This is a genomic window from Runella sp. CRIBMP, from assembly GCF_009905605.1.
Taxonomy (GTDB): Bacteria; Bacteroidota; Bacteroidia; order Cytophagales; family Spirosomataceae; genus Runella.
Window position 1 is genome coordinate 104,795 of sequence record NZ_JAAAKZ010000012.1, and the last position, 22,272, is coordinate 127,066.

Consider the following 22,272-nt stretch of genomic DNA (forward strand, 5'->3'; position numbering starts at 1 on the left):
CCTTTATTTCTCGCCCACTATCAAAAATTGTTTTCCTAAAACCCACCACGTGAAGGGCAACGACAGGTAGAGTTTTACAAGTAACGGATGGACAGGTAAGCCTCCCCTAAACGACAAAGGTAAAAATCGGGCGTGTGATTCACTGATTTTGAATCCTGCTCCGTACAAATGCTCTTCCACTCCCAATTCTGAAAGAACGACTGTATGATCGGCAAAATCAAAATATTGCTTATAACAATACTTAAAATTTGGCCCTATGATACCAATTTTCCCCCCGGGTTTGAGCGATTTATACATTCTTTCCAGAAAAAAAGCCACCTCTTCCTGCGAATGTAGGTGTTCAAGAAAATTTGAAATAAATACCGCATCAAAATAATTTTCAGGCAAATCCACTTTCAAAATATCGCCAATGATAAGATTTACCTCGGGAGCCGCATAATTTTTAATGGCATCAACAATATCTACTGTCCATTTTTCGGGAGCAGGAACCGCGTTGATAAACTCACACATTCCACCCGCCGAGTCCAAAATACGTTGTGGCTTTCCAAGTTTATGATAAAAATAGTCAGCGATAATGGTCCATATCACCTTTTTCTTCTCGTGAGCTACTTGCTTGAAGCGGTACTCGTAAATTCTCTCGTAATTCATTCGGACTTAAAAAGAGTTTAGTGTAGTTAGTAACGCAAAGAAACGACCCTTTAAAAGAATATACAAATAATGGACAATGGCCATGATTACTCAGTTACTACTTCTTGTAAAACGTCGAGCAGTTGTTTGATTTGAAGATTTTCTCCCTTCAACGTAAAATCAGCCTGCGAATAAAACGGCAAACGGTCGTGGTATTTTTGTTGAAGATTCTGTAAAAGTTGCGTATCCTGTTTACGATACGTGGGCCGGTCATTGGATGCGTGCCGTTGGATACGCGCCACAATTTCTTCGGGCGACACATCCAGAAACACACTAATTCCGTTTGCTTTGATGTACGCCATATTGTCATGAAAGTAAGGGATTCCACCGCCCGTTGCCACAATCAATTTGGAATCGGGGCGAATGGCCCGCAGAATTCGGGCTTCGGCTTCGCGGAAATAAGGCTCCCCTTTCTGGGCAAAAATTTCATTGATGCTCATGCCTTCTTCTTTAACAATGAGCACATCTGTATCCACAAAACGGTACCGAATATGCCGAGCCAATTGTTTACCAAGCGTCGTTTTTCCTGACGAAGGAAGGCCTACTAAGAATATGTTTTTCATAGAAGCGAGTAGCGGGGAGTCAGGTGTGGCAAATTTTTCTACCGCCTAACAGCCCGCTACTTTTTTTACAATTTACTTACAACCCCTTCTTTATCAGGCGTTTTATTATAATGCCATTTTCCTTTAACGGTACCGTTGTCGAGCAGCCACACACCCGGATTGGAGCGCGAAATGGTTTTCAGTACGGTACCATCGGCAAAGAAATAAGGAACATCCAGCGCGTAGGCTTTACGGATTTCCTGAATTTCGGCATCGCTGTTGGAGGTTAAAATCAATGATTCAACGTCGGTACCTTTCAATGAATTCACCAGCGAACGAATCTTTGCCAAACTAGCGCCATTGAGGTCGGGGCCGTTTTTAATGATGATGATGAGCTTTTTCCCTTTGAAGGTTTCTTGCGTAAAATCTCCCTCATTGTTCCACACTTTATAATCCGTAATTTTGGGCTTGGCATTTTCGTTGATAAGCACCATTTCTTTGTACTTATAGGTTGTATCAGTCGGAAATTTCTCAAACTCTTCCGATTTTCCGTCTTTTTCCATGATGTATTTGTAGCGCAACGGCTCCGAAGGCTGCATCAATTGCGGAATGTTGTTACCGATTTTGTAGGGCAAAAAATCAAAAGGTGGCAAGTAGCGAATGGCATAAATGGCCAACGCCAGCGAAAAAATAGCCGAAAAGCCCACCAACGAGCCCGTCAAAAGATTTCGGAAGACTTTTCGTTGCCAAATGAGGAACAAAATCAGCACCAACAGGATAACGTCTTTGGTAAAAGAAGTCCAAGGCTTGAGTTTAAGGAAATCACCGAAACAGCCGCAATCAGTCACTTTGTTGTAATAGGCAGAATAGAACGTCAAAAACGTAAAGAAAATAATCAGCGCTAAGAGAATCCAATTGACCACTTTAAGCCGCCACGACACGAGAAGCGCCACTCCCAAAATCACCTCAGCGGCGCACATCAACACCGAAAAATACAATGCATAAGGCACCAACGACATCCAAAAATCGTGCATTGCTGGAAAATCGGCGGCAAACACTTCAAAGTATTCTTCCAGTTTGATTTGCGTACCGACGGGGTCATTGAGTTTGACCAATCCCGAAAAAATAAAAATGCCCCCAACCAGGAAGCGAACAATGTGGGCTACTATTTTCATTAATCAGTGGGTTCGTTATTTATCTTTTGAAATTTTAAAAAATCATCAATCATAATCACATCTCTCAAATTCTTGAGGTCTGTGGGCTATCACTATGCTGTGGACAACAAAAATTCATTGTTTTCTAAATCCATGAAACTTTGCGAATAACAATTTCCCTTTTGAGCGATTTTTTTATCCCCATAAATGCCCTGAATTTCGCTCTTTCTTCAAAGAACCGCACAAAGCGCTCATCAGGTGTTTCCTGTAGCCCCCGTTGAAGCATCGCCTCATAAGGTTCGTTCAGATTTTTAAAGATGGTTATTTTACGCTTCATAAAAGGCTCCTTTTGTTGAGTTGCATAAATTTCAAAAATCAGGCCAGAAAAGAATCCTATTTAGTCTTAAACCGCCAAGCCTAGTTTTATCAGGCAAAAAACCGAATAATTGATAATGTCCTGATACCCTGACTTTACACCTTCAGAGATGATAGTTACGCCTTCATTGTCTTCTATCTGCTTGATTCTAAACAACTTCATCAAAACAATATCGGTCATGCTACTCACGCGCATATCGCGCCAAGCTTCGCCATAATCATGGTTTTTGTTAAACAGCAATTCATAGACCTCATTCATCTGAGCGTCGTACAGTTCAGTCAGTTCGGCCGCCGTAAAATCTGTCCTTTTGTTATCTCCTAACTGAATCTGAATCAGAGCCATAACGCAATAATTGATGATACCAATAAACTCGGGCACTTCCCCTTCGTCTACTTTCGAAAAGCCATTTTCCTGCAACGTCCGTATGCGTTGCGCTTTGATAAAAATTTGGTCTGTAATGGACGGCAATCGCAAAATTCGCCAAGAAGGGCCGTAGTCTTGGTTTTTTTTAGTGAAAATATCTTTGCAACGAGTCATTACACTCCGATATTCGCGCTCGGTTTTACTTTGGTCATTCATAGTCATTAGATTCACGTCAAAAAAAGGTCAAGTGTGGTGTATCCATCATTTATTGTTTTTAATCAATTTTATGACTTTACGTGGACTACAAATGACAATTTGTGACTTTTTCGCCGCTAAATTATGAAAAAAACGCTGAACATCGGTGGTAAATTACTGGACTTGTCAACGCCGCAAGTCATGGGAATCATGAATATTACCCCTGATTCATTTTATTCAGAAAGCCGAGTTAATCAACTCGACGAAGCTTACAAGAAGGCGGAACGTATGCTCTCAGAAGGGGCTTCCATACTAGATTTGGGTGGACACTCTACGCGGCCCGGTGCTGATGCCGTCAGTGAGGAAGAAGAACGTAAACGCATTTTGCCCGTGGTAGAAATGCTTCGCAAAAATTTCCCCAATGCTATCCTCTCCATTGATACCTTTCGGGCGTCGGTAGCACGGCAGGCGGTAGAAGCGGGCGCGCATATCATCAACGACATTGCGGGTGGAAACCTTGACCCACAGATGTTTGAAACGGTGGCGGCGCTCAACGTTCCGTACATCCTGATGCACAGTCGCGGTACGCCCCAAACCATGAAAGACCTCAATCAATACGAGGATTTGGTGACGGATGTCTTGCGTGAATTACAGGCAAAAATTTATCAACTTCAACAGTTTGGCGTCAAAGACATTGTGGCTGATATGGGGTTTGGATTTGCCAAAAACGCCGACCAAAATTACGTTTTATTGAACGAACTGAAATCGTTTAAAGCGCTCAATGTGCCCATTCTAGCGGGGGTTTCGCGCAAGTCCATGATTTGGCGAAAACTTAATATTACGCCCGACCAATCGCTCAATGGAACAACCGTTTTGAACACCGTGGCGCTGCTCAACGGTGCAAGTATTTTACGGGTACACGATGTAAGAGAAGCGGTTGAAGCGGTAAAATTGGTGGGTTTGCTACGACACGACTATTGAAAATAGTAAGACTTTCCAAGTTTAAAAAAACTTGGAAAGTCGGTAAGTAATACCGTCAGAATCTTCTTTTTTGGTACAAAGATTTATCCAGCGAATATTTTCCTGGGCCTATCAACAAAATCGTTGTATAAGGAATCAGAAACAGAAGCGCGTGTTCTTTCTCACTCAGCGGCTCGCCGGCGTGCATCATAAAGGCCACTACCATAAAATGAATAATTTCAATCAAACAGGCCACCCGAGTCCATAGCCCAAGTATGACCAAAATCGGGGCAATCACTTCGCCCACTACCGCCAAGGCGTGCGAAACCTGCGCCCCTACGTGCAGGGGGTCGGGAAAACCATCGGCACCGTTCAATAAACTCAACAACTTGTCGTATCCGTGCGTAAGCAGCAACAACGGAACACACACCCTCAACACCAAAACACCCCAATCCGTGTAGGCAACTTTTGAATTTGGTTTAAAGAAATCAAACATAGCCGGATAATTTTTAAGTGGAATAATAGAAACGGTAAATGCTGGGTTCACAGTGTACAGAAAAACTAACTTCTAATTTCCGCCCAAGATGTAAATCTTATTCTTTTCGGTTGTCAAATCGTAAACGAATCCACTTGCTTCGGGGGTAGTGGTTTGATATTTATTTTCAAACACGGCATAAAACGAATTAGGGTTGTTGCCCTTGGCTGGCTGAAGTTTGGCATTGGGCAGTGCATTGGGCAGTTTCAATCGACAATTGCCGCCTAATGTTGATTTTATGATTAAACGCGTGATTTTTCCGTCTTTCCACACCATGTCGAGCTCAAAACCACCGCGTGCTTTCAAGCATTTTACTTCGCCCGTGGCCCATGCGTCGGGCAAGGCAGGCAGCACATTAATTAACCCATCTTGGCTTTGAAGCAACATTTCTGCAATGCCCGAAGTGCCCCCAAAATTCCCGTCAATCTGAAACGGCGGGTGTGCACAAAATAAATTGAGGTACGTACCGCCCCCATTGGCATAGTCAGTACCTTCTACGCCCGTCACTTTGAGCAATTCACGTAAGAGTTTATAGGCGTGGTTGCCGTCGTGGAGTCGTGCCCAAAAGTTAATTTTCCAAGATTTGCTCCAACCCGTACCGCCATCCCCGCGCAACTCAAGGGTTTTGCGGGCGGCATCGGTAAACTTAGGCGTCCGCAAGGGAGAAATGTAACGGCCAGGGTGCAGCGCAAACAGGTGCGAAACATGACGGTGTTGCGGTTCTTGATCTTCCCAATCTTTGTACCATTCCTGCAAATTTCCTTTTTTACCAATCTGCAATGGAAACAGGTTTTGTAGTCTTTCTTCCAAAGTCTTGCATAACTCCGCGTCAACTTTGAGGTGTTCGGCCGCGTGAATTACGTTTGTAAACACATCGTAGACCAAAGCCATGTCCATCGTCGTGGCCACCGATACGGATTGTTTTACGCCTTTGTCAGTAATAAAAATGTTTTCTGGCGAGGTAGAAGGCGACGTAATCCATTTACCATTAGCATCTTTGACCAGCCAGTCCAAACAAAACTGAGCGGCATCGCGCATGAGCGGATAGGCATAGTTTTTTAAGTAGGCTTCGTTGCCCGAATACACATAGTGCTCCCACAAATGCTGGCTCAACCACGCGCCGCCCATGGCCCAGTTGGCCCACGACGGACTCCCTTTGCCTTTGTCGCCCACGGGATTGGATGCCCCCCAGATGTCTGAATTGTGGTGAACTGTCCAGCCGCTCATGCCATAAAAATTCTTGGCTGTTTCGCGTCCCGTTGCGGCAGCGCCAGCTATCCAATCGGTAAAGGTGGTGTGCAACTCCGAGAGGTTGGCGGCTTCGGCGGGCCAATAGTTCATTTGTGCGTTGATGTTGGTGGTGTAATTACTGCTCCACGGCGGACGAGTCATGGGATTCCAAATTCCTTGCAAGTTGGCGGGAATGCCGCCTGGCCGTGAACTTGAAATCAACAAATATCGCCCAAAATCAAAATACAACGCCTCCAATTGCGGGTCATTTCCCATTTGAGCGTAGCGAACCAACCGCGAATCCATCGGCAAGAATGCCGCTTCGCCCGATTGACCAAGGGTTAGTTTTACCCGATTAAAATACTTCTGATAATCGGCAATGTGTGCCTTCCGAATCAACTCAATAGATTTGGCTGACGCTTTTTTTAGATACGATTCCACCAACGCTTTCTCATCTCGTCCTTGGCTATCGGGGCATTTATCGAAGCCATTGAAACTGGTAGCGGCAGTAATGAGCAAAATAGCTTCGGTGGCATTGCTGATGCTGAGCCCTGATGTGTCGGCAGTTACTTTTCCGTCGGTGGTTTGCACCTTGACGCGCCAATCAAAACGCATTCCTTTACATCCCGATGGGTCCTCATAATATACAGGTTTGGCATTGTAATTCACATAATTAGGGTCAGCATGAGCGGGCGCTTTTCCGCGCATACTGAGTTCATTTTTCCCCGTTATTTGTTTAAGCAATGGGTGCGGGCTTTTGGTAGACGCCGAAAAATTCAATTTTCCTTTTTGCGACGCCGTCAAACGAAGCACAATGACTTGGTCGGGTGCCGACACAAACAACTCGCGGCTATAAGTGACACCCTCAATCGTAAACTGCGTGTGCGCCGTGGCATTTTGCAGGTCTAAATCGCGAAAATAAGCGCTGGGCTGCGCATCGAAAGGCTGTTTTATGAGCAAATCGCCCAGGGGCTGATAGGCCTCGGTATAAAGGCCCTGAATCTTTTGTAATTCTTTGGAGGCCGTTTCGTACTCTTCCCGATTGAGCGCTTCCCGCACCGCTGGCAAATGTTTAATGGCATCAGGGTTGGGATTTTTCTCCACGGGGCCGCCCGACCAGAGCGTTTCTTCGTTCAGCTGCAGCAGCTCTTCATTGACCCTACCAAACGTCATAACCCCCAATCGGCCATTTCCTACGGGCAAGGCCTCGTTCCAGTTACGGGCGGGTTGTTTATAATAAATAGGAGCTTGAGCAAAGGCGCTGCAAAGCGTTAATAGACAGAAGACTAGCGGGAAAAAGCTTTTTTTCATGCAGATTGAGATTAATTAATCATTTAAAATCAGCAGCATTATTTTTTCAAATACTGTTTCAGAGAACATTTTTTCAGGGATTTCAATCCCTTCACCACCGAAGAAGCGTTTAGTTTTGCTCCTGCTTCATTGGTGTGGGTATTGTCTTTGGGAGTAAAGAATTCATTCTTTACTTTCTCCTCTCCCACGGCTTCGTATTGGGGCACAATCAGGCCAAACAAATCAAGGTAAAACGCTCCGTTGGAGGCGGCAACGGCTTCGGCCCATTGCCGATGCCCCGCTTCTGAAGTGGCTATTTTGCCTTCTTTCCAACTGTTGCGCGGTACGGGCGAACAGATAATTGGAATCGCTCCTTTGGCTTTGGTTTCGTCAACATACTTGCGCATATACCAACCGTAGCTATGAACAATCTCGTGCTTTTTGGTCAAAAGATTATCAATTTCTTCGGTTTCTTCTCCCAATCCTTTGATGGTTCCACGGGCGCGGGTGGAGTCGTTGATGGCGCTGTTGTCATTGTGGCCAAACTGCATAATTACAAAATCGCCAGGCTTGAGGTCGGTCAGAATTTTATCCCAACGACCTTCCGTGATAAAAGTACGACTGCTGCGCCCTCCGATGGCGTGATTTTCGAGGTGTATCCGGGTCGTGTCAAAATGTTCATGGAGAAAACTTCCCCATCCCCACATATTATCTTGTCCTCTTCCAGAGCCATTTTTAACGGTCGAATCGCCAATAATGTACAGGGTAGGTTTGGGAGATACGGCGGCGATGATTCCCCAGAGAAGAAGAATGGAGGCAAACAAAGAGTAGATAGTTTTCATGGTATTTAGCGATTTATAGAATTCAAAAGAGCGTAAAAACAACTCTTTTACTATGAATTGTTTTGTACTTTTCGTTGTGAGTTGATTTTATTACTACGCAAAAAAGAAAATGCAATGATAGGTATTAGGCGGAAAACATGGTAATCAAAATTACTAATCAACTGATAATCAATTTATAACCATCTATGATAGATAACGATTAGCGATTAACAGACACACAAATACCTAAAAGCGAGAAGAATGTGTAATTTTGCTCACGATTATCTGCTTACTGCATGAAGTTCCCTCAAAAACATTTAGCCATTCTCGGCTCAACGGGTTCCATCGGAACCCAAGCCCTCGACGTAATAGCCGCCAACCCCGACGCCTTCTGCGTTGAGATTCTCACCGCCCAAAACAACGCTGAATTGCTGATTCAGCAAGCAGGACAGTTTCGTCCCAACGTGGTGGTTATTGCTAACGAAGACTTATACGACAAGGTTTTTGATGCCCTCGACCCACTCGGTATCAAAGTCTACGCGGGTTCGAAAGCCATCGCTGATGTGGTTCAAATGGACACCATTGATACCGTTTTGACCTCAATGGTGGGGTATTCGGGACTGATTCCGACCGTCAAAGCCATTGAAGCAGGCAAACAGATTGCCTTAGCCAACAAAGAAACCCTCGTTGTAGCGGGCGAGTTGGTGACGGCCCTCGCCCAAAAGAAAGGCGTCAGCATTTATCCCGTGGACTCCGAGCATTCCGCGATTTTTCAATGCCTAGTGGGTGAATTTCATAATCCCATCGAAAAGATTTTCCTGACTGCTTCTGGTGGGCCATTTCGAGGTAAAACCCGCGATGAACTACTGCACGTAACCAAAGCACAAGCCCTAAAACATCCCAATTGGAGTATGGGGGCTAAAATCACCATCGACTCTGCCTCCCTGATGAACAAAGGGCTAGAGGTGATTGAAGCCAAATGGCTGTTTGGTTTAGATGTTTCACAAATTGAAGTAGTAGTGCACCCACAAAGCATCATTCATTCTATGGTGCAGTTTGAGGATGGCAGCATCAAAGCCCAGATGGGCCTGCCCGATATGCGCTTGCCGATTCAATTTGCGCTCACGTACCCGCACCGCCTGCCAGCTGATTTTCCTCGGTTCAACTTCGCCAATTATCCCGCGCTGACGTTTGAACAACCCGATTTGAAAACTTTTCGTAATTTGCAATTCGCTTTTGATGCCATCGAGCGGGGCGGAAACATGGCCTGTATCGTCAATGCCGCCAATGAAGTAGCCGTAGCCGCTTTTCTTCGCGACGAGATTGGATTTCTGGAAATGTCGGACCTTATCGAAACTTGTATGCAACGCGTGACGTTTATACAACAGCCAACGCTCGATGATTACATCGAAACCGACGCCGAAACCCGAAAAGTAGCCGAAAATTGGGGCAACATTCATATTTAGGAGATTATGCAAACACCGGTGCTGATAAAAATGGGGGATTTAATGACTGACGAGGAGTTTTTTACTTTTTGTCAGTTGAACGATACCCTTGACTTTGAACGCGATAGTGAGCGCAACATTATTTGTATGTCACCAACAGGCTCTTCTACTGGAAATACTACTTCAACCATTCTGGGTGAACTTTATTTTTGGAACAAACAATCAAATCTTGGCTATTGCTTTGATTCATCTACTGGCTTTCTAATGCCCAACGACGCCGTTCGTTCACCAGATGCGGCTTGGATAAAAAAAGAACGATGGGAAAAGCTTACTAACGAACAAAAAGAAAAATTTGCTCCGCTTTGCCCCGATTTTGTGGTGGAAGTCCGCTCCAAAACGGATAGTTTAACGTATTTGCAAGACAAAATGAATGAATACATTACCAACGGATGCCGTTTGGGATGGCTCATCGACCGTTTAGAAGAGAAAACGTACATTTACCGTCTAAATAAAGACGTTGAAACTGTAGAGACGTTCGAGTCTGTTCTCAATGGTGAAGAGGTTCTGCCCAATTTTGTTTTTGAACTTAAATGGATTCAATAAAATAATGCCTCAAGTCTTAAACATACCCACCATGGATACCATGAACGACGATGAGTTTTTCGCACTTTGCGAAGCCAATCGCCTAAATGGGATGCATTTTGAAAGAGATAAGTACGGACACATTATTTTTATGTCACCCCCTGGAACTATCGGAGGCGCACGCGATTTAGACATCGCTATTGAAGTTGGCTATTGGGCCAAACAAAATAAAACTGGAGTTGCTTTTGGCCCAGCTACTGGTTTTACTCTCCCCGATAGCTCCATTAAGTCGCCTGATGTGGCATGGATTCGAAGAGACAGATGGGAGCAAATACCTCGTGAATTACGAAAAAAATTTGCTCCCATCTGTCCTGACTTTGTGGTAGAAGTAATGTCAGAATCAGACACTTGGAATGAGCAGAAAGATAAAATGCGTGAGTACCTAGTCAATGGCTGCCAGCTCGGCTGGCTCATCAATCCTAATGAGCAAGCCTACATGATTTTTACTCCTCAGAATACCAATCCTGATAAACAACCGTTTGGAATTATCAACGGCGGTGACGTGTTAGAAGGATTAACGATTGATTTGAGAACCATTTTTGAAGACATAGGATAAGAAAACGGCGTTAAAGAAAACGACGTTGCCCAACAGAAAAAACAATACAAACTCACAAAAACACAGAATGGAAATTTTAGTAATGGTCGGGCAGTTAATTTTAGGACTGTCAATTTTAGTTGGATTACATGAATGGGGGCACCTCATCACCGCCAAGATATTCGGAATGCGGGTCGAAAAATATTTCATTGGATTTCCTCCTAAAATATGGTCGATTAAGCGCGGTGAAACAGAATACGGCGTAGGCGCCATACCATTGGGTGGATTTGTGAAGATTTCAGGCATGGTCGACGAATCGTTGGACACTAAAAATCTATCAGCCGAACCTGAGCCTTGGGAGTTTCGCGCCAAACCCGCCTGGCAACGCCTCATCGTAATGCTCGGTGGCATTATTGTCAATGTCATTACGGGTGTCATTATTTTTGTAGCCATCACTTACTACGAAGGCCACGATTATATTGCTACCAAAGACGTAAAATACGGAATCGTTGCGCACAAATTAGGCCAAGAAATTGGTCTCCGTACGGGCGATAAAATTGTGGCTATCAATGGCAAACCCTTTGATGACTTTTCGGAAGTTCGCAAAGTATTTCTGGAATCAAACAGTTATTATACCGTTGAACGCGGCGGCGAACGAGTCGACGTTTACGTGCCCAATGATTTCATTGAAAAGGTCAGCGACAAGAAAAATGCGAAAGAGTTTATCGACCCGATCTTTCCTTTTACGGTACGTGAACTGGTTCCGGGGATGCCCGCCGAAAAAGGTGGATTGAAGCCTGGCGATAAAATCGTAAAGCTCAACGAAACACCGATTAATTTTTACCACGAAATTCAGGAAGCCTTGGATAAGTCCAAAGGTCAAACTGTTACGCTTTCGGTGGTGCGAGGGGGCCAAACTCTACCCTTATCGGTCAAAGTTTCTCCAGAAGGCACGATTGGTTTTTATCCCGAACAAATCTTGAATATCACCCACATTGATTATTCTTTTGGCGAATCAGTGGTAGTAGGAACAGGCAAAGCATTTAGTGTGGTGACAGACAACATTCGCGGCTTTGGTAAGATATTTCGCGGAGAAGTTTCTCCTTCAAAAGCCCTCAGCGGCCCGATTGGTATTGCCCAAATGTTTGGCGGTATTTGGGACTGGAGCCGTTTTTGGTTCTTAACGGGTCTTTTGTCAATGGTTTTGGCCTTCATGAACATTTTGCCGATTCCAGCCTTAGATGGTGGGCACTCCGTGTTGTTAATTTATGAAATGGTAACTGGCCACAAACCCTCCGACAGCTTTCTGGAAGGTGCCCAAAAAGTGGGCATGGTCATTTTGCTGGGACTTATGGTATTTGCTTTTGGCAACGATATATTCAAATTGTTTAGATAGTACAGTGAAAAAATATCACCATTTAAAAAATCACGCAAAGATGCAAAGGAGCAAAGCATTAGGAGTTATAATGAACCTTAACTTTGCTACTTTGCGCCTCTGCGTGATTCAATCCGTATCCTTTTCAGCCCTTTTTCTTTTGCTGTCTTTTCGTCTTCACGATTTCCACACCAGCATCACTCGGATGGACTATAATGTCAAGGAAAAATCCTTTGAAATAAGCATTCGCGTCTTTACGGACGACTTAGAAAAAGCCCTCTCGAAAGATAACAACGGACAAAAAATTGTGGTGGTCAACAACGACAAAAATGACCCATTGGTAGAAAAATACATCCGCAAGCATTTTGCGTTGGTTAGTTCACAGAAACAGAAGAAAGCATATTCTTACGTTGGCAAAGAACAAGAAGCCGATGCCACGTGGATATACATTGAAATTCCCAATCAGGAAGCCGTTACGGGGTTTTCGCTCCAGAATACCATCATGCATGACCTTTTTGACGACCAAATCAACTTGGTAAACCTCAATTATCAGGGTCAGAAAAAGTCTTATATTTTCAAAAAAGACGACACTACACTGGCTTTAGGAATTTAAAGGCCCTGCCTCTGCTATGCTTGACACTTAAAATCAAATACATCGTTGTATTTATAGCAGCAAATCACTACCTTTGCGCCCCAAAACTTTACTTTTTTAGTATCTTAAACGATTCAGTATCATGCCTAAAGTAAAAACACACTCAAGTGCTAAGAAGCGTTTTAAGCTTACCGGCACCGGGAAAATCAAGCGTAAGCACGCTTTCCACAGTCACATTTTGACTAAAAAATCAACAAAACGTAAGCGCAACTTGGTTGGCTTTTCGCTGGTTGATGACACAAACCTTGACCGCGTTAAATTGATGCTCAAGATTTGAGTTAACTGCTTGAACGTTAATCGTACCTTTTTTTACAATTAACGACCAACTTTTAACAAAAAAAGTGCGCAAGCACAGGTTCATTGTTTCACCCGATTGTTGGTCTAAAAAGTGCTTCAGCAGAGGCCACCAACCGTCAAAAAACGTTTAAAAATTATGCCACGTTCGGTAAATCACGTCGCTTCGCGGGCTCGCCGCAAAAAAATCTTAAAATTGGCCAAAGGTTACTATGGCCGTCGTAAAAACGTTTGGACCGTTGCCAAAAACGCCGTTGAAAAAGGGCTTGTTTATGCATACACTGGTCGTAAACACAAGAAAAGAAATTTCCGCGCGTTGTGGATTCAGCGTATCAACGCTGCTGCTCGTCAAGAAGGATTATCTTATTCTGCTTTGATGGGTAAAGTTCACGCCGCAGGTATCGAACTGAACCGTAAAGTACTTGCTGACCTTGCAATGAATCACCCAGAGGCATTCAAGGCAGTAGTCGAAAAAGTAAAGTAGTACACAAAAAGCGGGGCAAACGTCCCGCTTTTTTTTTGAACAAAATTCTTCTTTCCGACGTTTTGGTATTACATATAAGACTTATTATCTTTACTACGTCTTTCAGTATTGGTTAGAAACAAATGAAAACACTGCTCCGCAAAGCGCTTACCTTATTCATGGCCGTCGTTGTACTCACCGCGAGTATGGGATTTGGTGTGGTTGAGCATCACTGCCTCATGCGGGGTAAGTCAATCCAACTGGCCGCTTTACAAAAAGAGGGCCTAGCCGCTTGCGGACAAGACAGTACCAAGGCTCCCGTTTCTGATCAACCTTCTTTCCAAAAACCCGATTGCTGCGATGACCAACAAAGCTACGAAAACGTAGATGTGTCGTCATCGGTCACTCAATGGGTTGCCAAGTTTTTACAGATTATCAGCGATGCCGTCATTGGTGCATTGTCGGCCGTATTTAAGTCAATCCTTGCATTTTTTGTTTCAAGTCCAGAATCAGCTGATTCGTTATCTTCCTTCTCCTCTTTATTTCACGGACGTACCCTGCTTTCGTTTGTCCAATCTTTTTTGATTTAGCCACATTTCGCGTTGTTTTCCTTCTGTAAGAACCACTCTTACGGTCTATTGGCGCATATTTTTTTTGGAAAAACGTATCAATCAAAAAAGTAATTTCATCATAATCAACCATTGGCACAGGGAAAAACCCTGAAATTTTGTAAAACATCGGAAAAATTCTGAAGCATTTTTCAAAGAGCCTGCCAGTACCTTTGCAGTGTACAAAAACAGCTCAATCATGAAAACAACATTTCCGATTCGTATTTGCCAATTTTTCAATTTAAAGGTTGATTCTAACATAAAAACAATGAAAAGTTTATTGCAAACCATACTTATTCTGACTGCCTCTGCACTTGTTATGACGCTTCGTGCCCAACGCGTTACAGGTACTGTTTTTGAGCGCAATGGAACGGACAAAAAGTCACCTTTGGTAGGTGTAAATATATTTTGGGCCGAAACTTCATTAGGCACTATTACTGATTCACTAGGCAAATTTGACATTGCCCGCTCTGCCAAATCAAACCGACTGGTATTAAGATACATCGGCTTCAAAACCGACACGATAAGAGTCACTTCTGAAAACAATTTTGAGATTGTGATGAAGCCCGAGGGCCAACTGGGCGAGGTGGTTATACGCGGCACCTCTTCCCAAATTGACCGCCTGAACCCGATTCAAACCGAAATCATTACGACTAAAGCCTTGGCTAAGGCGGCCTGCTGTAACTTATCGGAAAGTTTTGAAACCAATGCATCAGTATCCGTAAGTTACAGCGATGCCGTAACGGGTGCCAAACAAATCCAGTTTTTAGGTTTAGGTGGCCAATATGTCCAAACTAACGTCGAAAACGTACCCACCATTCGTGGGTTAGCGTCTACGTTTGGAATGAGCTATATTCCAGGCACTTGGATTCAGTCCATTGATGTAGCCAAAGGAGCGGGGTCGGTGGTCAATGGCTACGAAAGCATGACGGGCGCCATCAATGTAGAGCTCGTAAAACCCGATGCACGCGAGAAACTGTATTTCAACACTTACGTTAATCATTTGGGGCGCGGCGAAGTTAATCTGAACCTTAATCGAAAGTTATCCGACAAATGGGCTACGGGCTTTCTTACCCACGCCAGCACGCTACAAAATCGTGTTGACAACAACGGTGATGGCTTTCTGGATTTACCACTTTATACCCAATTCAACGGTATCAATCGTTGGCAATACAAAAGCGACAAAATGATGGCTCAGTTTGGGGTTAAAGCACTCTACGAAGACCGATTGGGCGGGCAGACAGGGTTCCGCCCAGACGAACATCGCGGAACGGCCCAATTTTATGGCTTTGGAAATAAGACCAACCGAATCGAGCTTTTTTCTAAAACTGCCAAATTGTACCAAGACAAACCCTACAAAGGCTTAGGACTGGTATTGAATGCCTCATTGCATAACACAGACTCTTACTTTGGGTTTGTAAATTATGACGGTCGGCAGCGGACCCTTTATGGAAATTTGATTTATCAATCCATCATTAATAATACAAATCACCAGTTCAAAACAGGCATCAATTACTTGCTGGATGATTACCGCGAAACCTACAAAGACAGCCTCATGACGCGCACTGAATCGGTTCCGGGAGCATTTTTCGAGTACACTTACAACCACTTGGATAAATTTACGCTCGTGGCTGGTTTACGTGCCGATTATCACAATTTGTTTGGTGCTTTTGCCACGCCACGCCTACACCTTCGGTGGCAGCCTTGGGAAAACACTACCTTGCGGCTGTCGGGAGGACGTGGTCAACGCACTCCCAATGCTTTTGCCGAATACTATGGATATTTAGTAAGCGGACGTACGGTTCGTTTTTGGGGACAAACCATTCAGCCTGAAGTAACTTGGAACTACGGCCTCAGCCTGACCCAAACCTTCCATTGGTTTGATAAGCACTGGGATTTGGTGCTCGACTATTACCGAACCGATTTTCAAAATCAACTCATTGTCGACACCGACCACGCCACACCGTTGGCTTCGCACCTGTATTTTTACAATTTGAAAGGTAAATCTTTCTCCAATAGCTTTCAGATTGAGCTGAATACGCTATTATCCAAACGTACCGAGGTAAAATTGGCATACCGTTTGTTCGACGTATGGCAAACCATGGGACAACCTTTCGGAAATTCTGTGTTACAACAACGCATGATGGTACCCCGCGACCGGGTATTGTTCAATATTGGGTACAATCTTCCGTACGACAAATGGAAGTTGGATTTGACCGTTCAGTGGAATGGTCAAGCGCGCATCACCGATCCGATGCAGTCATTGCAGGCCACCATTGATCGCAAGCCAATGCCAATTTTGTATTCACAATCGTTTATGAATATAAATGCACAGGCATCACGAGCGTTTAAAAAGTTTGAAGTATACCTAGGAGGTGAAAATTTGGCAAACTTTAAACAACCCAACCCAATCATTCACGCAGAAGACCCCTTCAATAAATATTTTGATGCAGGGCAAACTTGGGGTCCCGTGGTTGGTCGCATGATTTACGCAGGTATCCGGGTAAAAATCAAAGATTAGGAAACTTTTAAACTAAAATTTACACATAAATCAATCAAGCAATGAAACAGTTAACATTCGTAGTCGCGTTAGTTTTGACAATCGTTTTTGGGGCGGTAGCCAACAAACCTGGTAAAGACAAAGAGGTAAAAATCAAGACCTCGGCTGTCTGCGACATGTGCAAAGAGCGCATTGAGAAAAACCTCACCCTTAGTAAAGGTATCTCAGAAGCGGTACTAAATCTGGAAGACAAAGTGGTAACCGTCAAATACAACCCCAAAAAAACCGACGAAGCCCAAATCCGTAAAGTGATTACCGAAACGGGTTACGACGCCGACAATTTGGTGTGCAGCCAAACGGCCCACGACAAGTTGCCAGAGTGCTGCCAAAAAACAAGCGAAGCGCATTCGCACTAAAAATCAAAAAAGCCCTTTCAAAAAATGAAAGGGCTTTTTTGATGTATATTCAACCAAAGTTACTGCGCTTTCACCGCATCCACTTTGGTAATTTGCCAATTTGTATCAAAAAAGCCTGCTTGTTTTACGCCTTTGGTGCCTTCTTTCAGCATATCTGCTCCGAAAATAAAGTAGTCGGGGAAACCACTCCCACCCGTAAAATATTGGTTTGACTCGGTAGCCAACATTCCTGCCAAACCTGAACCAGCCACAACCGCCACTGAAGCAACGGGGCTGTCGGGGCGCGGATAAGTAAAGTAAGCCGCCAAATCATCGCCCACGATTTGCTCCTCTCCTATTTTGATACTTCCCCGCTGAATTTGAATCGGACTTTGGCTCAACAAAGCAGACCAAGCGCCGTTTGTGGTGGCATTTCCAAACAAAACAACGCCACGATCAGCGTAAGCCGTAGGGGTAAACTCCCGGTCAGAGATGACATCAACGGCCCCGTTGCCGCGATAATACCAAGTTTCGGCATCATAGCGGGCTTTGTTGTACGCCCATTCGTTTTCTTCTTTGGTACCCGTCGTTCCATAGACAAACACCATGCGGTGATTAAACGCGGCCTTAAATGTACCGTTGCGGTGCGAGCCTCGTTGGGCCAGTGCTGGTTTTTCGACCGCTTCCCACTTTTCTTTTTTTGTAAAATACAGCGGCTTCTCATCCAAAATGCAGGCGGCGCATACCACCGTTTCGTCCACTGTTGCTTTAAATGCCTGACCTTTTGCAAACGCCCCCGGCATTATCATAACGGTACGGACATTGTCGGTGGTAATGATTACACTTTTGTCATTCACATTTCTTTTGGCCTGAATACGGCTGTAATTGAGCGGAGTTTCCTGTTGCTCAATGCCCGCCCACAAATAGTTGGCCGAAATAGCTGGATTGGCCGTTGTAAAATCAATAATATCCTTTTCTTCGGCATTTTTGCTGCGATGCCATTTAAAAAAGTCAAACAATGCAGGCCAATCTACGCTATGGTCGCCGTACCAATGCGAGCCGTTTGGGTATTCATAATACGAAAAATCGTTGTGAAAAGCCCCCAATACTTTACGCATCGTACGCGCATATTCTACCGAAACGGTACGGTCGGCATCTCCGTGCAACACGTAAATACCGCTGGCTTTATAATTTGAGGCCAAAGCCATTACATTACTAGGATTGCTGGCCCGAAGCAGCATTTTTTCCATTGGATTGGTACTATTTTCAGGAATCTTCCCATCGGCAGAGCCGTAGCCCATTAGCGTTGGATACCCCGCGCAGGGTGCAACCCCTGCCCATTTTCCTGGGTACGTTGCCCCCAAGTACCAAGACCCGTGTCCACCCATCGAGTGCCCCGTCAGGTATATTTTTTGGGGATGCGGTTTAAATTTCTTTTGCGCAACTTCCAATACTTCCAAAGCGTCAATTCTTCCCCAATCTTCCCAATTGAAACCCCTTGGCCGGCGATTGGTGGGCGCAACCAAAGTTCCCCAATCTTTTGGTTTATAGGCTCTTGCTTGCCCGATTGCCTCTACACCCGCACCATGTACCGACAAAAACAGCGCAGCGGTGTCCGTTTGCCCACCTTTTTGGGGGGCCACCCCGAAATACTGAACGCTTCCATCAATGCCGCTGATAAACGTATTGCTGTAATGTTCATTGGCAGCAACCGCCTGCAATTTAATCGTACTTTGGTCAACGGTTTTGCCGTTTTGTAGCAAGGTAAGTTCACACACAACATCGCCTTTTTGCTGAACCGCGCTCGCATCCATTCTAAAACCTACTTTTCGAGAGTTCATTGCCGAAACAACAGGGACTTCAGAAATCATTTCTTTTCCCTGAATAACGGCCCGAATTTTCAAATTTGTCAAGGGTTTTTCGGTCAAATTAAATAGCACTATTCCGCCCAAAAGTTGTCCGTTATTTTCTGTAAGCACTACATTTGGCAAAGTTATATCTGGAGTGCTTAACTGAATATTTTTTTCAGAAAAAATCCACTCCGCCGAAACACCCTGAAAGCGTCCACCCATCCCCACTCTTACCAAAACCTCGTTCAGTCCTTTCTTCAACTTGACAGGACTATACATATACCCATAGCGATTCGCATCTCCACCTCTAGGAGCGCCGTTAAAATACAATCCCGCGTGACCCGCCACGTGCAACAACGCCACGGTTTCTTTGGGGGAGGTGTAGGTTAGGTATAAATATCCATTCGTCAAAGCATTGTGCCGAAACCGCTGCGAGGTGTCGCTGGTGATACGTTGCCATTTCTGCTCTTTTCCTTGCGCATCAGTCAAAAAGACCTTTCCCTCTGCGGGTGTTTGGAATGTTTTGCGAATCAATTGGTAGGTTAATTGGTCAGTATAGATGGCTTCTCTCCCGTATTGGTGGCAAGGCCCAACCGCGAGTCCCTCTTTGAAGGGCACCACGGTCTGCGCAAAACCAAAATGAACGATAAACAAACCGCCAAAAATCAGTAAATAAAGAGCTTTTTTCATGCGAGTGGATAGTTTTTAATATTTTTTAAAATAGGAACAAATATAATTTTTTTGCCGACAACACGAATAGTAAATATGCTTTCACATAAGAATAAAAATTAATATGTAGGATATGTAAATAATTAACCGTACTTTTATGGCCTAATACTTTAAAGAAAAGATAATGCAAGAAGGCGTAGTAAAATTTTTCAATGATACCAAAGGATTTGGTTTTATAACTCCATCAAATGGAAGCCAAGACATTTTTGTCCACGTTACAGGTCTTACTGAAGACATTCGTGAAAATGACAACGTGTCTTATGATGTCGAAAATGGTAAAAAAGGCTTAAATGCAGTTAACGTAAAAGTTATCTAATTTTATTCATAAAAATCATTCTGTAAGAAAGCCGCTTCCTTCACTGGAAGCGGCTTTCTTTTTTGATCATTCCCCAGACAATCAACCACTGGGCCGCGCTATAAGTCATCATGACAAAAAGCGTTGAGCCCTCAAAACGATGTAGGAACTTATTGACCGCTATTCCAGAATCAGACGCGATAAATAATACAGCCCCCACCAAAACCCAAGCATAGCTTGTTGAATTCACGGAGCCTTTTCGGAGAGCGGCAGCTGCCCCCATCGCACAAAGGCAAATTGAATAAGCAACCACTGGACCCCAAAGACCCTGTTTATCAGCAGATTGAGTGATTGGTGAATACAATATCACCAGAAAAATAAGCGCGTATAGTGCAAACGGTAACGTTAACCACCACCAAGTTGAACGTAACTGCGCTTTTCCAGTAGGGGTTAGTGTCTTGCTAAAAGCAATGATATAAAAAATTTGCATGACCAAAAAAGAGCCTAAACCCGCCACAAACAGGTCTTTTTCTCGAATCATTAAAAATATATCTCCACCTAGACCGAACCACATCCCTATCCATAAGTAAGGATAAGACTTGCGGTAGTCGCTCGTCCAAAAAAGTAGGGAAAGCATAATTAATGGCTTAAATAAATAAACGCCCTGCCAGAAACCATCATAGCCAGAAGCAATTTCGGCCACCACAATAACCAAAAAAATAAGTAGTTTTAAACGCATAAAATCTGTCAGAAAAGTTAAGAAAATTAACATATAGGGGCAGGGTTTGCCTCTGCCCGAAGTCACAAAAGCATCGGTAAACCCTGCCCCTACGTTTGTTCTTGGCAAAGTTCAATCAACACTCCGTTGGTGCCTTTAGGATGCAGAAAGCACACTAATTTATTGTCAGCTCCTTGCTTTGGGGTTTTATTTAATAGCACAAATCCCTCTTTTTCAAGTCGTTGCATTTCAGCCAAAATATTTTCTACCTCAAATGCTACATGGTGGATACCCTCCCCTTTTTTCTCAATAAATTTGGCAATGGGGCTATCGGGATTTGTCGCTTCAAGCAGCTCGATTTTCGTTTGATTAATTTTAAAAAAAGAAGTTGTTACTCCTTCCGACTCCACAGCCTCGTGTTTATAAGGCTGCGTATTAAAAAGTTTGGAAAATAATTCGTCAGAAGCAGCAATGTCTTTGACCGCTATTCCGAGATGTTCTACGTTAACAAACATAATTTTATCTTTTTTTTACAAAGCTAGACGGATATTGAAAATAACCATCAGAGGTGGCAAATACCCCAACAATTTTACTCTAATTTTTGGGGTTAAATTATTTCAAACGTTTGCATATATCTTTTGTCACAAAGGTTTATTTCTTAAAAACTTAATAATGTATATTTGTTGAGTTATAAGCGACAACTCCAATTATACCTTTCATAGTACTCATGAACGCAACGACTTTCAGCAATGCAGAAATAGCTCCTTTGGCAAGTTTAGATGAGTGGGAAGACGACCTTTTAGTTCGTTATCCCGATCCTGACAGCATCGCTCAGGCCAAAGCCAAGGAAGAATTCCGCAATTATGACACTCCCGCCCGCGACACGGTGACGGAGTTTTATCGTCTCAATCACAAGTATCAGACCTATGACTTTGTGATGGAAAAAGAGCGCGACTTCCTTAAGTTTGACAAAAAAGAAATGACCCTGTGGGAGTCATTTGATTTTCTTAATACGTTGGTCGATGATTCTGATCCAGACATTGACCTTGATCAGCTTCAACACTTGCTCCAAACCTCTGAAGCCATCCGTGCCGATGGTCATCCTGATTGGTTTGTGTTGACGGGTTTATTGCATGACATGGGAAAAGTACTTTGTTTGTTTGGAGAACCCCAGTGGGCGGTAGTAGGCGATACTTTCCCCGTAGGTTGCAAGCATTCAGGCAAAATCGTTTTCCCTGAATTTTTCCAAGCCAACCCTGATGCGCACGATGAGCGCTATAATACCAAATATGGCGTGTATGAACCCAATTGCGGTCTGCGCAACGTACACATGTCGTGGGGGCACGATGAGTATTTGTACCAAATGACCAAAAATTACTTGCCCGAGTCGGCGTTGTATATGATTCGTTATCACTCGTTTTATGCACAGCACCGCGAGAATGCCTACACGCATTTGATGGACGAGCATGACCACGAATATTTTAAGTGGGTAAAAGTTTTCAATCCTTATGATTTATACACGAAGTCGCCAAAGGTTCCAAACTGGAAAGAACTTCGTCCTTATTACGAGGATCTAGCCGCTAAATATTTACCGGCAACTCTCAAATTTTAAAACAAA

24 protein-coding genes are annotated in these 22,272 nt (G+C 43.9%); 13 read left to right on the top strand and 11 right to left on the bottom strand.

The genetic code is table 11. The annotated features are described in order from the left end of the window. Window positions 1-3: 3 nt before the first annotated feature. The 5 genes from GVN20_RS22395 to GVN20_RS22415 form a co-directional block, all read right to left on the bottom strand. Window positions 4-648 carry a bifunctional 2-polyprenyl-6-hydroxyphenol methylase/3-demethylubiquinol 3-O-methyltransferase UbiG gene (locus GVN20_RS22395; RefSeq protein ID WP_166560497.1) on the bottom strand — a complete coding sequence of 215 codons (645 nt, stop codon included), beginning with the start codon at window positions 646-648 and terminating at the stop codon, window positions 4-6. Window positions 649-734: 86 nt separating this feature from the next. Next, window positions 735-1,250, bottom strand: a complete 516-nt coding sequence (locus GVN20_RS22400) for a shikimate kinase (protein ID WP_166560498.1) — start codon at window positions 1,248-1,250, stop codon at window positions 735-737. 65 nt (window positions 1,251-1,315) lie between these two features. Next, window positions 1,316-2,404, bottom strand: coding sequence for a BT_3928 family protein (locus GVN20_RS22405; protein WP_166560499.1), 1,089 nt, complete (start codon window positions 2,402-2,404; stop codon window positions 1,316-1,318). Between the two features lie 124 nt (window positions 2,405-2,528). Then, the gene (locus GVN20_RS22410) at window positions 2,529-2,720 is read right to left on the bottom strand and encodes a hypothetical protein (protein WP_166560500.1); all 192 of its coding nucleotides are present in this window, start codon (window positions 2,718-2,720) and stop codon (window positions 2,529-2,531) included. A gap of 66 nt (window positions 2,721-2,786) precedes the next feature. After that, entirely contained in the window at window positions 2,787-3,338 is a 552-nt protein-coding gene (locus tag GVN20_RS22415; protein ID WP_114069833.1) for a DUF1599 domain-containing protein, read from the bottom strand. Window positions 3,339-3,461: 123 nt separating this feature from the next. On the opposite strand from GVN20_RS22415, the gene folP reads away from it, so the two are divergent. Then, window positions 3,462-4,298 carry a dihydropteroate synthase gene (folP, locus tag GVN20_RS22420; RefSeq protein ID WP_166560501.1) on the top strand — a complete coding sequence of 279 codons (837 nt, stop codon included), beginning with the start codon at window positions 3,462-3,464 and terminating at the stop codon, window positions 4,296-4,298. Between the two features lie 55 nt (window positions 4,299-4,353). On the opposite strand, the gene GVN20_RS22425 is transcribed toward folP, so the two are convergent. The 3 genes from GVN20_RS22425 to GVN20_RS22435 form a co-directional block, all read right to left on the bottom strand. Beyond that, a complete protein-coding gene (locus GVN20_RS22425; protein ID WP_166560502.1) occupies window positions 4,354-4,773 on the bottom strand; it encodes a DoxX family protein in 420 nt (139 codons plus the stop codon). A gap of 72 nt (window positions 4,774-4,845) precedes the next feature. Continuing rightward, on the bottom strand, window positions 4,846-7,353 hold the full coding sequence (locus GVN20_RS22430) for a glycosyl hydrolase family 95 catalytic domain-containing protein (protein ID WP_166560503.1): 2,508 nt from the start codon (window positions 7,351-7,353) through the stop codon (window positions 4,846-4,848). Between the two features lie 38 nt (window positions 7,354-7,391). Further along, window positions 7,392-8,174: a rhamnogalacturonan acetylesterase gene (locus GVN20_RS22435; protein WP_166560504.1), complete on the bottom strand. Its 783-nt coding sequence runs from the start codon at window positions 8,172-8,174 to the stop codon at window positions 7,392-7,394. A gap of 275 nt (window positions 8,175-8,449) precedes the next feature. Here GVN20_RS22435 and GVN20_RS22440 point away from each other — a divergent pair, with 275 nt between their 5' ends. From GVN20_RS22440 to GVN20_RS22485, 10 genes are all read left to right on the top strand, one after another. Next, entirely contained in the window at window positions 8,450-9,619 is a 1,170-nt protein-coding gene (locus GVN20_RS22440; protein WP_166560505.1) for a 1-deoxy-D-xylulose-5-phosphate reductoisomerase, read from the top strand. Window positions 9,620-9,625: 6 nt separating this feature from the next. After that, a complete protein-coding gene (locus tag GVN20_RS22445) occupies window positions 9,626-10,201 on the top strand; it encodes a Uma2 family endonuclease (RefSeq protein WP_166560506.1) in 576 nt (191 codons plus the stop codon). Window positions 10,202-10,205: 4 nt separating this feature from the next. Then, a complete protein-coding gene (locus tag GVN20_RS22450; RefSeq protein WP_166560507.1) occupies window positions 10,206-10,796 on the top strand; it encodes a Uma2 family endonuclease in 591 nt (196 codons plus the stop codon). Between the two features lie 67 nt (window positions 10,797-10,863). Continuing rightward, window positions 10,864-12,171, top strand: a complete 1,308-nt coding sequence (rseP, locus tag GVN20_RS22455) for an RIP metalloprotease RseP (protein ID WP_166560508.1) — start codon at window positions 10,864-10,866, stop codon at window positions 12,169-12,171. A gap of 70 nt (window positions 12,172-12,241) precedes the next feature. Then, window positions 12,242-12,763 (top strand): DUF6702 family protein, encoded by a 522-nt coding sequence (locus GVN20_RS22460; protein WP_229599156.1) that lies wholly within the window; start codon window positions 12,242-12,244, stop codon window positions 12,761-12,763. Between the two features lie 121 nt (window positions 12,764-12,884). Then, window positions 12,885-13,079, top strand: coding sequence for a 50S ribosomal protein L35 (gene rpmI / locus GVN20_RS22465; RefSeq protein ID WP_114459086.1), 195 nt, complete (start codon window positions 12,885-12,887; stop codon window positions 13,077-13,079). Between the two features lie 156 nt (window positions 13,080-13,235). Next, window positions 13,236-13,580: a 50S ribosomal protein L20 gene (gene rplT / locus GVN20_RS22470; protein ID WP_013930989.1), complete on the top strand. Its 345-nt coding sequence runs from the start codon at window positions 13,236-13,238 to the stop codon at window positions 13,578-13,580. A gap of 122 nt (window positions 13,581-13,702) precedes the next feature. Then, complete coding sequence (locus GVN20_RS22475; RefSeq protein ID WP_166560509.1) at window positions 13,703-14,149, top strand: HYC_CC_PP family protein; 447 nt, start codon at window positions 13,703-13,705, stop codon at window positions 14,147-14,149. Window positions 14,150-14,435: 286 nt separating this feature from the next. Then, window positions 14,436-16,688: a TonB-dependent receptor gene (locus GVN20_RS22480; protein ID WP_166560510.1), complete on the top strand. Its 2,253-nt coding sequence runs from the start codon at window positions 14,436-14,438 to the stop codon at window positions 16,686-16,688. A gap of 41 nt (window positions 16,689-16,729) precedes the next feature. Then, window positions 16,730-17,083: a heavy-metal-associated domain-containing protein gene (locus GVN20_RS22485; protein WP_166560511.1), complete on the top strand. Its 354-nt coding sequence runs from the start codon at window positions 16,730-16,732 to the stop codon at window positions 17,081-17,083. A 59-nt stretch (window positions 17,084-17,142) separates the two neighbouring features. On the opposite strand, the gene GVN20_RS22490 is transcribed toward GVN20_RS22485, so the two are convergent. Continuing rightward, window positions 17,143-19,602 carry an alpha/beta hydrolase-fold protein gene (locus GVN20_RS22490; protein WP_166560512.1) on the bottom strand — a complete coding sequence of 820 codons (2,460 nt, stop codon included), beginning with the start codon at window positions 19,600-19,602 and terminating at the stop codon, window positions 17,143-17,145. Between the two features lie 163 nt (window positions 19,603-19,765). Between GVN20_RS22490 and GVN20_RS22495 the strand changes: the two genes are divergently transcribed. Then, window positions 19,766-19,957: a cold-shock protein gene (locus GVN20_RS22495; RefSeq protein ID WP_114069813.1), complete on the top strand. Its 192-nt coding sequence runs from the start codon at window positions 19,766-19,768 to the stop codon at window positions 19,955-19,957. 40 nt (window positions 19,958-19,997) lie between these two features. Here GVN20_RS22495 and GVN20_RS22500 read toward each other — a convergent pair whose 3' ends face one another. Both GVN20_RS22500 and mce read right to left on the bottom strand, forming a co-directional pair. Continuing rightward, window positions 19,998-20,708, bottom strand: a complete 711-nt coding sequence (locus GVN20_RS22500) for a lysoplasmalogenase (protein WP_166560513.1) — start codon at window positions 20,706-20,708, stop codon at window positions 19,998-20,000. Window positions 20,709-20,764: 56 nt separating this feature from the next. Then, on the bottom strand, window positions 20,765-21,169 hold the full coding sequence (gene mce, locus GVN20_RS22505) for a methylmalonyl-CoA epimerase (protein ID WP_166560514.1): 405 nt from the start codon (window positions 21,167-21,169) through the stop codon (window positions 20,765-20,767). 212 nt (window positions 21,170-21,381) lie between these two features. Between mce and GVN20_RS22510 the strand changes: the two genes are divergently transcribed. Then, on the top strand, window positions 21,382-22,266 hold the full coding sequence (locus tag GVN20_RS22510; RefSeq protein WP_166560515.1) for an inositol oxygenase family protein: 885 nt from the start codon (window positions 21,382-21,384) through the stop codon (window positions 22,264-22,266). Window positions 22,267-22,272: the final 6 nt, after the last annotated feature.

Coding starts and splice junctions, on each gene's coding strand:
- GVN20_RS22495 (WP_114069813.1), top strand. CDS start 19,766: ATGCAAGAAGGCGTAGTAAAATTTTTCAATGATACCAAAGGATTTGGT.
- GVN20_RS22445 (WP_166560506.1), top strand. CDS start 9,626: ATGCAAACACCGGTGCTGATAAAAATGGGGGATTTAATGACTGACGAG.
- GVN20_RS22480 (WP_166560510.1), top strand. CDS start 14,436: ATGAAAAGTTTATTGCAAACCATACTTATTCTGACTGCCTCTGCACTT.
- GVN20_RS22425 (WP_166560502.1), bottom strand. CDS start 4,773: ATGTTTGATTTCTTTAAACCAAATTCAAAAGTTGCCTACACGGATTGG.
- rpmI (WP_114459086.1), top strand. CDS start 12,885: ATGCCTAAAGTAAAAACACACTCAAGTGCTAAGAAGCGTTTTAAGCTT.
- GVN20_RS22485 (WP_166560511.1), top strand. CDS start 16,730: ATGAAACAGTTAACATTCGTAGTCGCGTTAGTTTTGACAATCGTTTTT.
- GVN20_RS22405 (WP_166560499.1), bottom strand. CDS start 2,404: ATGAAAATAGTAGCCCACATTGTTCGCTTCCTGGTTGGGGGCATTTTT.
- GVN20_RS22500 (WP_166560513.1), bottom strand. CDS start 20,708: ATGTTAATTTTCTTAACTTTTCTGACAGATTTTATGCGTTTAAAACTA.
- GVN20_RS22450 (WP_166560507.1), top strand. CDS start 10,206: ATGCCTCAAGTCTTAAACATACCCACCATGGATACCATGAACGACGAT.
- GVN20_RS22510 (WP_166560515.1), top strand. CDS start 21,382: ATGAACGCAACGACTTTCAGCAATGCAGAAATAGCTCCTTTGGCAAGT.
- GVN20_RS22395 (WP_166560497.1), bottom strand. CDS start 648: ATGAATTACGAGAGAATTTACGAGTACCGCTTCAAGCAAGTAGCTCAC.
- rseP (WP_166560508.1), top strand. CDS start 10,864: ATGGAAATTTTAGTAATGGTCGGGCAGTTAATTTTAGGACTGTCAATT.
- GVN20_RS22460 (WP_229599156.1), top strand. CDS start 12,242: ATGAACCTTAACTTTGCTACTTTGCGCCTCTGCGTGATTCAATCCGTA.
- rplT (WP_013930989.1), top strand. CDS start 13,236: ATGCCACGTTCGGTAAATCACGTCGCTTCGCGGGCTCGCCGCAAAAAA.
- GVN20_RS22415 (WP_114069833.1), bottom strand. CDS start 3,338: ATGAATGACCAAAGTAAAACCGAGCGCGAATATCGGAGTGTAATGACT.
- GVN20_RS22410 (WP_166560500.1), bottom strand. CDS start 2,720: ATGAAGCGTAAAATAACCATCTTTAAAAATCTGAACGAACCTTATGAG.
- GVN20_RS22430 (WP_166560503.1), bottom strand. CDS start 7,353: ATGAAAAAAAGCTTTTTCCCGCTAGTCTTCTGTCTATTAACGCTTTGC.
- GVN20_RS22435 (WP_166560504.1), bottom strand. CDS start 8,174: ATGAAAACTATCTACTCTTTGTTTGCCTCCATTCTTCTTCTCTGGGGA.
- GVN20_RS22440 (WP_166560505.1), top strand. CDS start 8,450: ATGAAGTTCCCTCAAAAACATTTAGCCATTCTCGGCTCAACGGGTTCC.
- GVN20_RS22475 (WP_166560509.1), top strand. CDS start 13,703: ATGAAAACACTGCTCCGCAAAGCGCTTACCTTATTCATGGCCGTCGTT.
- GVN20_RS22400 (WP_166560498.1), bottom strand. CDS start 1,250: ATGAAAAACATATTCTTAGTAGGCCTTCCTTCGTCAGGAAAAACGACG.
- mce (WP_166560514.1), bottom strand. CDS start 21,169: ATGTTTGTTAACGTAGAACATCTCGGAATAGCGGTCAAAGACATTGCT.
- folP (WP_166560501.1), top strand. CDS start 3,462: ATGAAAAAAACGCTGAACATCGGTGGTAAATTACTGGACTTGTCAACG.
- GVN20_RS22490 (WP_166560512.1), bottom strand. CDS start 19,602: ATGAAAAAAGCTCTTTATTTACTGATTTTTGGCGGTTTGTTTATCGTT.